At 58.0% G+C, this 12,630-nt stretch carries 11 protein-coding genes; all 11 read left to right on the top strand.

The genetic code is table 11. The features are described from left to right. Positions 1 to 14: 14 nt before the first annotated feature. The 11 genes from ACLBW8_RS06340 to gpJ all read left to right on the top strand — a co-directional run bounded on the left by ACLBW8_RS06340 (position 15) and on the right by gpJ (position 12,595). Complete coding sequence (locus tag ACLBW8_RS06340) at positions 15 to 671, top strand: phage tail protein (protein WP_010211415.1); 657 nt, start codon at positions 15 to 17, stop codon at positions 669 to 671. A 3-nt stretch (positions 672 to 674) separates the two neighbouring features. Beyond that, positions 675 to 1,055, top strand: a complete 381-nt coding sequence (locus ACLBW8_RS06335) for a phage tail assembly chaperone (protein WP_447804919.1) — start codon at positions 675 to 677, stop codon at positions 1,053 to 1,055. A 47-nt stretch (positions 1,056 to 1,102) separates the two neighbouring features. After that, positions 1,103 to 1,375 (top strand): DUF1799 domain-containing protein, encoded by a 273-nt coding sequence (locus ACLBW8_RS06330; protein ID WP_305438148.1) that lies wholly within the window; start codon positions 1,103 to 1,105, stop codon positions 1,373 to 1,375. Between the two features lie 27 nt (positions 1,376 to 1,402). Continuing rightward, a complete protein-coding gene (locus tag ACLBW8_RS06325) occupies positions 1,403 to 4,462 on the top strand; it encodes a phage tail tape measure protein (RefSeq protein ID WP_447804918.1) in 3,060 nt (1,019 codons plus the stop codon). Beyond that, positions 4,462 to 4,800, top strand: a complete 339-nt coding sequence (locus ACLBW8_RS06320; RefSeq protein WP_447804917.1) for a phage tail protein — start codon at positions 4,462 to 4,464, stop codon at positions 4,798 to 4,800. The genes ACLBW8_RS06325 and ACLBW8_RS06320 overlap by 1 nt, the downstream gene beginning before the upstream one ends. A gap of 11 nt (positions 4,801 to 4,811) precedes the next feature. Beyond that, positions 4,812 to 5,564 (top strand): phage minor tail protein L, encoded by a 753-nt coding sequence (locus tag ACLBW8_RS06315; protein WP_447804916.1) that lies wholly within the window; start codon positions 4,812 to 4,814, stop codon positions 5,562 to 5,564. A 2-nt stretch (positions 5,565 to 5,566) separates the two neighbouring features. Next, complete coding sequence (locus tag ACLBW8_RS06310) at positions 5,567 to 6,331, top strand: C40 family peptidase (RefSeq protein ID WP_447804915.1); 765 nt, start codon at positions 5,567 to 5,569, stop codon at positions 6,329 to 6,331. Positions 6,332 to 6,470: 139 nt separating this feature from the next. Further along, on the top strand, positions 6,471 to 7,247 hold the full coding sequence (locus ACLBW8_RS06305) for a hypothetical protein (RefSeq protein WP_447804914.1): 777 nt from the start codon (positions 6,471 to 6,473) through the stop codon (positions 7,245 to 7,247). A gap of 401 nt (positions 7,248 to 7,648) precedes the next feature. Beyond that, positions 7,649 to 8,074 carry a hypothetical protein gene (locus ACLBW8_RS06300; RefSeq protein WP_447804913.1) on the top strand — a complete coding sequence of 142 codons (426 nt, stop codon included), beginning with the start codon at positions 7,649 to 7,651 and terminating at the stop codon, positions 8,072 to 8,074. Positions 8,075 to 8,136: 62 nt separating this feature from the next. Further along, on the top strand, positions 8,137 to 8,748 hold the full coding sequence (locus ACLBW8_RS06295; protein WP_447804912.1) for a tail assembly protein: 612 nt from the start codon (positions 8,137 to 8,139) through the stop codon (positions 8,746 to 8,748). Positions 8,749 to 8,806: 58 nt separating this feature from the next. Then, positions 8,807 to 12,595, top strand: a complete 3,789-nt coding sequence (gene gpJ / locus ACLBW8_RS06290; protein WP_447804911.1) for a TipJ family phage tail tip protein — start codon at positions 8,807 to 8,809, stop codon at positions 12,593 to 12,595. Positions 12,596 to 12,630: the final 35 nt, after the last annotated feature.

Genomic DNA, 12,630 nt, shown 5'->3' with positions numbered 1-12,630 from the left:
AAGAGGAAATACCCATGGGCTACAAAATTCCGGACGGTGGCACCTTCCAGCACGGTGCTACCTATGGCCCGGATATCCCGTTTTCGGCGCTGAGCAACGCGGCTGAGGCTGTGGCCACTGTGACTGGCGGCACACTGTCGGCTGGCGACATCGTGATCGTCACATCTGGCTGGACTCGGCTGGGCAATCGGGTTGTGCGTGTGAAAGCTGCCACTGCCACTGCCATCACCCTCGAAGGGATCGACACCACCGACGTGCAGGTCTACCCAGCCGGCTCTGGCATCGGCTCGCTGAAAAAGGTTCTGACCTGGGTACAGATTCCGCAAATCACCGATGTGGCTTTCGCCGGCGGAACCCAGAACTATCTGGACGTGGTGTTCTTGGAAGACAAGCAGGGCCGCCAGATGCCAACTGACAAGGCTGCCGCAAGCCTGGCGCTGACCATTGCTGATGACCCGGGGCAGGCGTTCAACGCCATCCTGCGTGCAGCAGATGCCAGCCAGACCATTCAGGCTGCGCGCCTGAACCTGCCGGGCAACGACACGCTGTTCTACGGAGCCTTCACCTCGTTCTCCAACCAGCCGACTGTGTCCCGCAGCAACTTGCTGACCCGCACGGTCAACCTGGCGTTGCAGGGCGAGCCGACCCGTTACCTGACTGCGGTGGCGTAACCCATGGCAAAGATCAGAATCGCCCAAAACCCGACGTTCAAGGCCTTCGTGTCGATCCCTATCGTTGGGGGCGAGCCCGAGAAGATCGAGTTCACCTTCAAGTATCGGGATCGTCCAGGGCTTGCCGCCTTGTTCGATGAATGGACCCTGAAGCGCGATGAGGCACAGGCCGCCCTCGGCGATGCGCCTACGCTTTCCGAAATCGTAGCCGCTGACACTGAGCAGCAAGCGCAGCAGATCAAGGACCTGGTGGTCGGCTGGGGCTTCGATGACAAGTTCGACGATAAGAGCATCCTGGCATTGGTGAAGTCCTGCCAGGGCGCTGCTGAGTCAGTTGTGAACGCCTACCAGAACGCATTCAGCCAGGCCCGCCTGGGAAACTGACAGACGCCGCCCGCGCACTCTACGCGCCGGCGGCACCCGCTGAACTGATGGGTCTGTTTGGGCTTTCCCCGGGTGACCTTGAAGAGGTGACCGAGGTATGGCCCTGCAACTGGCCAGCGTTTTACCTATTCAACAGGATGTCGACGCAGTGGCGTGCGGGCGCCGGCGGCGCGATCGGCCTCGACTACAACTGCATCCGCGATGTTGCCAGCTTCCTCGGCATCAAGAAAAAGAAACTCGCTGAAATCTTCCCGGACCTGCAGGTGCTGGAAGGCGAGGCCCTGCGCGTCATGGCGGAGGAAAGGGAAAACAGCCCGTAACCACGGGCACTTATTCAAGGTGAGTCGATGAACATTGCAGAACTCGGCGTCAAGATCGACTCGGCCGATGCAATCCAGGCTAAAACGAGCCTGGATGATATGGCGAAGGCCGGCGGCCGGGCCGAGCAGTCCGCCGTTTCGCTGATGAACGAAATGCAGGCGCTGGAAAAGTCACTGTCCACCAGCGCCAAAACCACCCAGGACCTGGCAAAGCAGCGCGACGCTCTCGCTAAGCTGACCAAGACCGGCGCCTATGGCGAGGCCGAGGCAGCGAAGATATCTGCGCAGCTCGACAAGCAGCAGGTGGCCTTGGCCAAGTCCGCCATGGATGAGCAGAAGGCCCTCAACAGTCTGTTGGGTGCCATCGACCCGGCTCGCGCGGCCCTGGCCAAGCTGGACACCCAGGTAGAGCAACTGGGCAAACATCTGGATGCTGGGCGCTTGAGCCAGGAGGATTACAACAAAGCCCTGAGCAATATCGATAAGGATTACGCAAAGCTCGAAAAAACCAATACCGGTTTCGACAAGCTGCGCCTGGGCACTCGGCAAGCTCAGGAAAACGTTGTTCAGTTGGGCAATGCATTGTCTTCGGGCGACTGGGGTAGCGGTGTTCGCGCCGTGGCTCAGTTGGGCGCTGGCGCGGGTGCAGGGGCTGTTGGCTTACTTGCGATCCTGACACCGCTGGCTCTGGCTACCGCCGCCGTAGGCGGTCTTGCATACGCCTACCATCAAGGCAGTGAAGAGCAAGATAACTACAACAAGGCGCTGATCCTCACAGGCAATTACGCCGGTGTGAGTGCGGGCCAACTGAGCGATATGGCGCGTCAGATCAGCGCAACGGTCGGTACTACTGGCCAGGCCGCAGAGGTGCTGTCGACGCTGGCAGGCAATGGAAAGATTGCGGGTACGAGCTTCGTTGAAATTTCAGAAGCCGCCTTGGCGATGGAGAAAGCGACGGGGAAGTCTGTAGACGCGACGGTAGCGGAGTTCGTCAAGATTGCTGAGGACCCAGTTGCTGCTGCGAAGTCTCTGAATGATCAGTATCACTTCCTGACCGCCTCGGTTTATTCACAGATTGTTGCGCTTAAGGAGCAGGGCGACACCATTGGTGCAGCGAAGCTCTTGACCGACACTTACGCCGACACCGTAAAGGGCAGGGCTGGTGAGATCACTCAGAATCTCGGCACTATCGAAAGGGCGTGGAAAGGCATCACGGATGAGGCCAAGAAGTCCCTCGACGCGATAAAAAATATTGGTCGCGATGAAGGGCCGGCCAAACGGATTACCGAGCTTACCCAAAGTGCGGCTTATGCTCGAAGTGCTCTCGAAGCTGACCCGGATGACACTGACGCCAAAAAGAAACTCGCGGCTTCTGAGAAGGAACTGTATCAGCTTCAGCTTATGGTCTTTGTTGGCGATCAGCGAACCAAAGCCCAAGAGGATCAGGTGCGTGTTCAGCAGGAAGGGATTGATGCCGAGCAGAAGCTCAAGGCAATCAGCGATTCAAACCTGACCAATGCAGAGAAACGCAACAAGCTGATCAAAGATTACCAGCGGTCAGTCGAAAATCTCCGCAAAGCAAACCCGGACAGTCCGCTCGTCCAGCCAGATTATGTGGCTAAGACGATCCAAAACATTAAGGACAAGAACAAAGACCCCGCGGTTGCTGCCGGCAGCGTGGATCTGACCGGCTTCAATGACGCGAAGAACAACCTCGCGGCTATCGCTGCCGACTACAAAAACTACCAGAAGCAGTTGGACGCAGCGCAAAAGGCTGGGCTTATTTCAGAGGCAGACTACCTGTTGCGGCGCCAAGCCCTGATTGGTAATGAGCGCGACCAGGTAACGGCGGCCTACGAGGCCGAGATATCCGCTCTGGAGGCTGCCAAGGGCAAGAAGACCACATCGGCCGCGCAAAGCATCCAGCTGGACCAGAAGATCGCTGACGCGCGCGCGGGGATGGTCAAAGCGCAGAAAGACGCTGACAGCCAGCTTGAAGTCCTGGCGACCAACGAGACCGGTCGCCTGGCGAAGCAGGAGCGAGCGATCAGCACCTACGTGCAGGCACTGGGGCAGCAACAGAGGGCCTTGGAGCTGGCCGGCCAACGCGCAGTGCTTGGCGTGGGACAAGGTGACCGCCAGAACGCACTCAGCGGCGAACTGAACAACCAGCAGGACCGGTTCGCGCAGCAGTCACTGGAGTTGGCCAATCAGAAATCAGACCCGTCGCGGAACATGTCAGAGGAAGAGTTCAAGCGTAAGTCGCAGGCGCTCGCAGATGCGAACAAGGCTGCTACTGACCAGATCCGGCAAAACTACACAGATGTGGAGAACGCCCAGGGAGATTGGACGAAGGGGGCTTCGGCGGCCTGGGACAACTATTTGGATTCGGCGCAGAACGTAGCCGGGCAGACCAAGAGCCTGTTCGGCAATGCGTTCAGCTCGATGGAGGATTCGGTCGTCAACTTTGCCATGACCGGGAAGCTGTCGTTTGCTGACTTCACGAAGTCGGTTCTCGCGGACATGGCTCGCATTGCTACTCGGCAAGCAACCTCTGGCCTTCTCGGCTCCCTTGTAGGGCTCGGTGTGTCTGCCGCAGGTTCGTACTTCGGCGGCGCAGCGTCGGCAGGCTCCACTACTGCTGGCTATACCGGTACCGACCTATCCAACTTCACCCCTGGCAGCATTCAGGCCAAGGGTGGTGCCTGGTCGGGCGGCGTACAGATGTTCGCCGACGGCGGAGCGTTCACCAACTCTGTTGTCAGCAAGCCTACAGCGTTCGGTATGGCCAATGGCAAAACCGGCGTCATGGGTGAGGCTGGAGCAGAGGCGATCATGCCGCTGACCCGAACATCCAGCGGCAGGCTGGGTGTTATGGCAATGGGGGGCAGCGGGGTGGGAGCAACGCAAATCAATGTCGAGGTACACATCGACGGTGACGGCAATGCGTCGTCCACTGCTGACACGCCCGGGTATGACTTGTTCGGCAAGGAGCTGGCCGCGTTCGTCGAGCAGAAATATCAGCAGCTGCGTAACAAAGACATGGGCCAGGGCGGCGTCATCAACAAAGCAATAAAGGGGCGCTGATGGCAATTGAGCGATTCACCTGGGCAACGGAGAAGGGCGCGGAGGGGGAAATCACCCAGCGCGTTCGCTCCAAGAAGTTCGGCGACGGATACGAGCAGTCGGTCGAGGACGGGATCAATAATCAGTCGGAATCTTGGCCGGTGACCTTCACCGGTATGGCATCCCGTATCCTGGAAATCAGGAAGTTCCTCGACCGGCACAAGGGGGCAAAAGGCTTTCTCTGGACGCCGCCCCTTGGCGAGCTTGGTCTCTACAAGTGTAACGGCTACAAGCCTGTGCACCGTGGAGGCCAGGTCTACGCCATCACCGCCACCTTCCAGCAAACCTTTCACCCCTGAGATAACCGCCCATGGCACTGATCACGGACATCCAGAAACTGGAGCCCGGCGGCGAGATTCGCCTGTTCGAAATTGACGGCACCGAGTACGGCGCGGATTACCTGCGCTTCCATGGGCATACAATTCCGCACACGCCCGAAGAACTGTTGGCCTACGAGCATTCGGAAGAGGATCTGCCAGCCAAGTCAATTTGGTGGCAAGGCGCCGAGTACGCGGCCTGGCCGGTACAGATTGAAGGCATTGGCTCCAGCAGCGATGGCACGGCCACTCGTCCAACGTTCGCCGCTGGCAACGTCAACGGCCGCGTCACCGCACTGTGCCTGGCCTTCGAGGACATGCTCAAGTTCAAACTGACGGTCCGCGAGACCTTGGCCAAGTACCTGGACGCGGCCAACTTCCCCGAAGGCAACCCCACTGCCGACCCGACCCAGGAGGCGCTGGAGATCTGGTACATCGACCAGAAAACCAGCGAGGACGGCGAAGCGGTGGTCTGGGAGCTGTCGTCTCCCGGAGAGATCGATAATCACGCGTTGCCCGGGCGCCAGATGACGACGTTCTGCCACTGGGCCATGACCAATGGTTACCGCGGGCCTGATTGCGGTTACACCGGCGCGGCCATGTTCGACGACGAGGACAACCCCACGGACGACTCTGCACTTGACCAGTGCAAGGGCTGTTTGTCGTCCTGCAAGCTGCGCTTCGGCGAGAACAACGAACTGTCCTTCGGCGGATTCCCCGCCGTATCCCTCATTGCCCGGAGCTGACCTTGCGCAAGCACATCATTGCGGCCATCCAGGCGCACGCGGCGTCTGAATACCCCCGTGAATGCTGCGGCCTGCTGCTGGCCGTGGGCCGCACGCAGAAGTACTTCCCGTGCAGGAACATTGCCATGGAGCCGAATGAAGAGTTTCGACTCGATCCTGAGGACTACGCCGCAGCGGAAGACTTGGGCGAAGTCATCGGCATTGTTCATTCGCACCCGGACGCTACCAGCAGGCCTTCACCGCACGACCTGGCCATGTGTGAGACCACGGCCTTGCCCTGGTACATCCTAAGTTGGCCCGAGGGCGACCTGCGCACGATCACGCCAACTGGCAGCACGCCGCTGCTCAACCGTCCATTCGTGCACGGTGCCTGGGACTGCTGGCAGGTATGCGCCGACTGGTACCAGCGCGAATGGGGGCTGAAATTTGACGCCTTCGAGCGTGCGGATGGCTGGTGGGAGAGTGCGGAGAACACCAGTCTGTACGAGGCGCACTACCAGGCCGCCGGATTTATGTGCGTCGGCCAACCGCAACGCGGCGATATGATCGTCATGGCTGTAGGGCGGACGGCTCATCCTAATCATGCAGGGATCTACCTTGGTGCAGATCCGGCGCTGCCCGGCGAAGAGTCTGGCACGTTTGGACCTGGCCCATTCCTGATGCACCATCTGTACGGCCGGCCAAGTGAGATCATAGTTTTCGGTGGCCCATGGTTCGATCGCACGCGCCTGATTCTCAGGCACAACGATGCACAAGCAACCATTTGATGCCGAAGAGTTTATGGTGGGGTTAGGCAGCCTAGATAAACTAACTCGTCACCTCGAGCGGTTTTGTTGCTGGCTAAGTGTCCAGTGCGTCCTAGGCTATTGGTAATGGTAGATTACTCTGCTGATCGTAGGAGGATTCATGGCTGTCGCCCCAGCACAGAAAAACGCAACTGAACTCGCGGAGCGGGTGAATGCGATGTGGTCAAAGCTGGTGGAAACCGGCGAGCTTAATGACTTCGATTGGCACGCTTTACGCCGTGACCTTGAAAAAGCAGAGAAAACGCCAGAGCTAGCCCGCCATTCTTATCTGTTGAGGGCAGTAATTTTCAGTTTCAAGCAGGATATCGATGCTACCGAGCGGATGCTCAATATGCACGCTGGACTAATTGGTAAAGACTGGAATTGGTACGCGACGAGAGCGGGTATTGGGCCGTCAATAAGTAATCTTACATTTGTACTTGAGATGCTCTCCTTTGGTTATCCGAAAGATAATCCGACGAATTTGATAAGGGCGCTAGAGCCTGTAACACAATTTGGTTTATTCAGAACAGCAAAGGAGATCGTGACGCAGCTTCACAGTATGGGCATTGCCGATGTCCAGTCGCTCACATCTGCAAATGTTTTTCACTTAGTCGCGGCTGCAGACTATTTTGAAGCTCACGGTGTTGACGAAAAGGAGGTGGCGCTGCGAATTCAGCGTGCGTCCGAGATAGTCAGAAAGCATTTCATAAGACTAAAAAACTTTCGGCTCACAGCAAATGAGTGGGGCGTTTCGTTTGAGTATATAGTCGATGCAGATATTGAAACTCTGATTGATGTTGATTGGGAAATTACCGAAGCTCTTTGCGCTAAATTTGATAACCCTCTTTCTGAATACATCACCATAGGGACGACTCCCGAAGACAAGGAGGCGTAAGTGCCAGTTACAGACCAGGACTTCATGCTGTATGCCACTTCTGAGATAGAGAAGGGAGTCGATGACGAGATTTTGCTTCGAAATGTTGGTAGCAGAGCGTATTACTCGGCTTACCATCGCGCCCGGAGATTACTAAAAGATAAGAACATTAGGATCGTGCAGGCGTCAGATGGCGGATCTCACAAAAGCCTTACTAGCAGCATGGCTGCCATCAGTCTGAAGGCAAAAGCCGTTGCTGTGACCCTAGATAAACTGAAGCGATACAGGTGCAATTGTGACTATGACTTGGGGATTCATATAGGTCGTCCTGAAACACAGAAGCATATTGCGGAGGTTGCCAGGATAATAGGAATGATGGATCGAATCTGATCTCCGACGAACCTGACTCATTGACCTTTACGATGCCCATTCTCGCGCTGGGCTTTTTGCATCCGTTCCTCAGCGCTACAGTCCTGCCAAACCAAAGAGGGAGCGACATGCGGATTTTGATAGCGGCGGTAGCGGTGGCGATGCTGGCGGGGTGCATGGCGCCTACGATAAACGAAGCGCGTCAGGAGGGGCCGTACAAGGTACTGACCTCGAAGAAAACCGACGCCGCACTGGCTAAGTGCGTTCACTACGAATGGCAGAATCAACCGATCTTCGGTGGCACGCCCGGCGCGACGCTTCAGCCGGGGCGCGACGGTGGATACACCGTTTTTACAGAAGGCACCCAATATTTCGTCGATATCCAGCCTCAAGGGGCTGGCTCGGTTGCCAAGTATTATGTGGTAGTTCGCAACTGGATCGCCAATAAAAGACTGGCAGCGTTACAAGGCTGCTTGTAGCTGAAAATCAACTCTTTCAAGGCTCGCTTAGGCGGGCCTTTTTATTGCCCGGAGAAAAGCACATGGCGGCGCTTGCCATCAATCATCAGCCCATGACCACGATATTGCTCTATGGTCAACTTCGACAGTTTGGGCGGTCCTTCCGGATGGCTGTGAGGACGCCAGCTGAAGCGGTGAAAGCCCTGTGCGTGCAAATTCCAGGACTCGAGCGCTTCTTGTCCAACGCCAAGTCCCGTGGGGTTGAGTTCGCCGTTTTTCGAGGCAAGAATAATTTGGCGGAAAAGGAGCTTGGCTTTACCGGTGAGGGGGACATCCGTATCGCTCCGATCATCACCGGGAGCAAGCGCGGCGGCGCACTGCAAACCATCATCGGCGCGGTTCTGATCGTTGTCGGCCTTGTCATCACAGGCGGCAGCTTCGGCACGGCCGCACCTTTTGGCTCAGCCTTGATCATGATGGGTGGGTCGATGGTGCTAGGCGGCGTAATCCAAATGCTCAGCCCCCAGGCCGGCGGACTCAAGACCAGCGCGGCGCCAGGGAACACCCCCGGCTACGCCTTCGGTAGCGCCAAGAACACCACGGCATCCGGTAACCCGGTACCGCTGTGCTACGGCAAGCGGCGAGTGGGCGGCGCAATCATCAGTGCCGCCATCTACGCCGAAGACCAGATGTAGCCTCACCCGTAGCAACGCAGCCGCCCATGAGGCGGTTTTTTATTGCCTGGAGGAAAGCATGGGCGCAGCACACAAGATTGACATCCACGGCGCCAAGGGCGGCGAAGAGAAGCCAAAAACGCCAACGGAAGCCCCGGATAGTCTGCGTTCCGTTGCCGTCGCCAAAATGTTGATCGCAGTGGGAGAGGGCGAATTCGAAGGCACGCCAACGGCCAAGGACATCTACCTCGACAACACGCCGCTGCAAGACCCTCAGGGCAACATGAACTTCCCGAACGTGAAGTGGGAGTGGCGCACCGGGGCGGTAGACCAGTCTTACATCCAGGGCATTCCTTCGGTCGAGAACGAGACAACGATCAGCACCGAGCTACGCAGTGGCACGCCGTGGGTGCGAGCAATCAGCAACACCCAGCTTTCTGCCGTGCGCGTTCGTTTCGCCTGGCCGGCGCTGCAATCCGTAGATGCGGGTGGCAACATCAACGGTTATGCGATCGGCTACAAGGTCGAGCTGGCTACTGATGGTGGCGCTTATCAGGAAGTCTTGAATGAGGCTGTGTCGGGGAAGACCACCAGCCTTTACGAGCGTACCCGCCGTATTGATTTGCCCAAGGCCACCTCCGGTTGGTTAATGCGCATCACGCGGCTGACACCCAACCAGAACAACAACAAAATCTCGGACACCATGCAGATCGCTGGTTTCACTGAGGTGATCGACGCGAAGATTCGTTACCCGAATACCGCGCTACTCTACATCGAGTTTTCGGCCGAGCAGTTCCGCAGCATTCCGGCCGTCACGGTCGAGACCAAGCTGAAGAAGATGCAGGTGCCGAGCAACTACGATCCTGTGTCTCGCTCCTACAATGGCGTTTGGGACGGCACCTTCAAGCAGGCCTGGACCGACAACCCTGTCTGGATGACCTACGACATCACTACCGCTGACCGCTTCGGCCTTGGTCGTCGCATTAAACCGTGGATGGTGGACAAGTGGGAGCTGTACCGAATCTCGCAATACTGCGACCAACTGGTGCCGGACGGGAAGGGTGGCCAAGAGCCGCGCTTTATCTGCAACTTGAACCTGCAGAGCAAGGCTGACGCTTGGTCTCTGCTGCGTGACATCTCGGCGATCTACCGGGGCATGACCTACTGGGCTCAGGGCCAAGTGTTCACCCTTTCGGATATGCCGCGCGCCATGGACTTCGACTTCGCCTATACCCGGGCAAACGTGCTCGATGGCAAATTCACCTATTCCAGCGCGTCGGAGCGCACCCGCTATACCCGCGCGCTGGTCAGCTACGACAACCCGCTCAACAACTACGACACCGACGTCACCGCCGTGACTGATCAGAAGCTGCAGCGGCGCTATGGCGACAATCCGTTGGAGATAAGCGCGATTGGCTGCACTCGCGAATCAGAAGCCCAGCGCCGCGGTAAGTGGGCGCTGCTCACAAACTCCAAGGACCGGGCCGTTACCTTTAAGGTGGGCTTGGACGGCCGTATTCCGTTGCCGGGGTACGTGATCCCGATTGCTGACGAGCTGCTGGCCGGCCGCGCCGTTGGGGGGCGTATCTCGGCGGTGAACGGCAGGGTCATCACCTTGGACCGCGACACCCAGGCCACGCCCGGCGACCGGCTGATCCTCAACCTGCCCGACGGCAAGTGCGAGGGGCGCACAGTGCAGCTGGTCAGCGGCCGACAAATCACAGTGACGGTGGCTTACTCCGTGGTGCCGGAGCCAGAACTCGTCTGGGCTCTTGATGCTGACGACTTGGCTATCCCGCTTTACCGCGTGGTGAGCGTGGCCCGGCCAGAGCCTGGAGTGTTCGAGATCTCGGCGGTGCAGTACGACCCGAGCAAGTTTGCGCACATCGACACTGGCGCGCGGCTGGAAGAACGCCCAATCAGCGTTATCCCGATCACCGTGGTTCCGCCTCCGGCGAGCGTCACGCTGACTTCGAGTTACGCCGTGAACCAGGGTATCGCGATCAGCACTATGAACATCTCTTGGCCCGCTGTCGCTGGCGCGGTCGCCTATGACGTGGAATGGCGCAAGGACAGCGGCAACTGGATCAAGGTGCAGCGTACGGGCTCTACCAGCGTAGACGTCACTGGCATCTACTCGGGCGCATACCTTGCGCGGGTGCGCTCGGTAAGCGCTTTCGAGATATCGTCGATCTGGAAGAGCTCCAACCTGACCAATCTGCAAGGCAAGGTCGGCCTGCCGCCGGCGGTGTCGTTCCTGCGCACTACCAGTCTGGTCTACGGCATTGGCATCCAGTGGGGTTTTCCACCTGGTGCAGAGGACACGCAGCGGACAGAACTTTGGTACAGCCAGTCGGCTGACCTGACTACGGCGGTCAAGCTGAGTGATTTCAGCTATCCGCAGGCCAAGCATGAGATGCACAGCCTACTTGCTGGGGCGAGCCTGTTTTTCTGGGCGCGCCTAGTGGATCGGTCCGGCAACATCGGGCCTTTCTTCCCCGTTACCGGTCCAGTGAGTGGCCGGGCCAGTTCAGACCAATCCGAGTACGACAAGTACTTCGCGGACAAGATCGGCAAGGGGGCCCTGTATCAGAGCCTGCGGGAGGAGATTGAGCTGATTACGGGCGATGGCCCCGGCTCAGTGAATGAGCGCCTGGAGGAGGCCAAGAAGGAGTTCAACGACCTCATCAATGAGATCGTCGACGCGCTGGAGTATGACCCGGCCAAGACCTACGCCAAGGGCGACATGGTCCGCGTTGGCCAACACCTGTTCCAGGCAACTAAAGCGGTACCGGTCAATACCACGCCGCCGGATGCCACCTACTGGTATGACATGGGCACCATCGCCGAAACCAACGAAGCTATGGCCCTGGAGATCAGCAAGAACAAGTCGGCCATCGATAACGTGAACGGGAAGGTCACAGCCACCGCTGAGAAGTTGGACGGCGTTTACGCGACGATCAAGGCAGAGTCGGCAGGGAACGAGGCGGGCAGTGCAGGGGACACCATTACATCCGTCGGTGCCTGGTCGCTGATGTCTGTGATTGCAGATCGGGACTTTGCTCAATCGCAACGGACAGACGGCCTTGATGCAAAGGTAGGCCAGAACGCGGCGAGCATCATCGACGTGGCCAGGGCATCAGCGAACGCCACTGAGGCTGTTGCATCCAGAGTTACGGCGATGGACGCCAAGGTCGAAAGCAATGCTGCGGCTTTCAAGTATGAAACAACCGTCCTGGCCAATGCTGATAAAGCACTGGCTGAAAGAATAGAGGCGGTACGTGCGACAGCGGGCGCCAATGCCTCTGCAATTCAGGACACGAACCGGGTCATGGCTGGTGCGGACAAAGCACTGGGCGAGCAGATTAGAGCTGTCCAAGCTACTTCGGGCGAAAACACGGCTGCAATTCAGGAGACAAATAAGGTCGTCGCCGCCACCGATGGTACGGTGTCGGCAATGAAGACCCTCAAAGTCGAGACCCTCAGTAACGGCAAGAAGGTCATGGCAGGTCTGGCACTTGGATCTGATGGCGATACATCGGAAATTATCGCCTTCGCTCAGCGCTTCTCAGTTGTCAATGAAATCGACGGCAAGGTGATCCCGATGTTCGTCGTCGAAGGTAATCAAGTGTTTTTCAATACCGCGATCATCAGCACGGTATTTGTCCAGCAGATCATCCTGGGTATGACAATTCGATCTGAGGCCGTCGACTCCAAAGGTAGGCCGCTAATGGAGATTGATGTGAAGGCGGGGACATTCACGCTGCGTAGTTCAGGAGCTGGCGGGTCATCACTTCTCAATAACGACGGTCTATCTGTATTCGACGCTGGCGGCGTTAAGAGGACTATGGTCGGGAGGCTTTCATAATGGACCAATACGGGCTTTGGACATGGGGGGCGGCC

The organism is Pseudomonas sp. M5A4_2d (assembly GCF_053345295.1).
The sequence above is the reverse complement of the archived record's forward strand: the minus strand, read 5'-3'. Positions and strand labels throughout refer to the sequence as shown.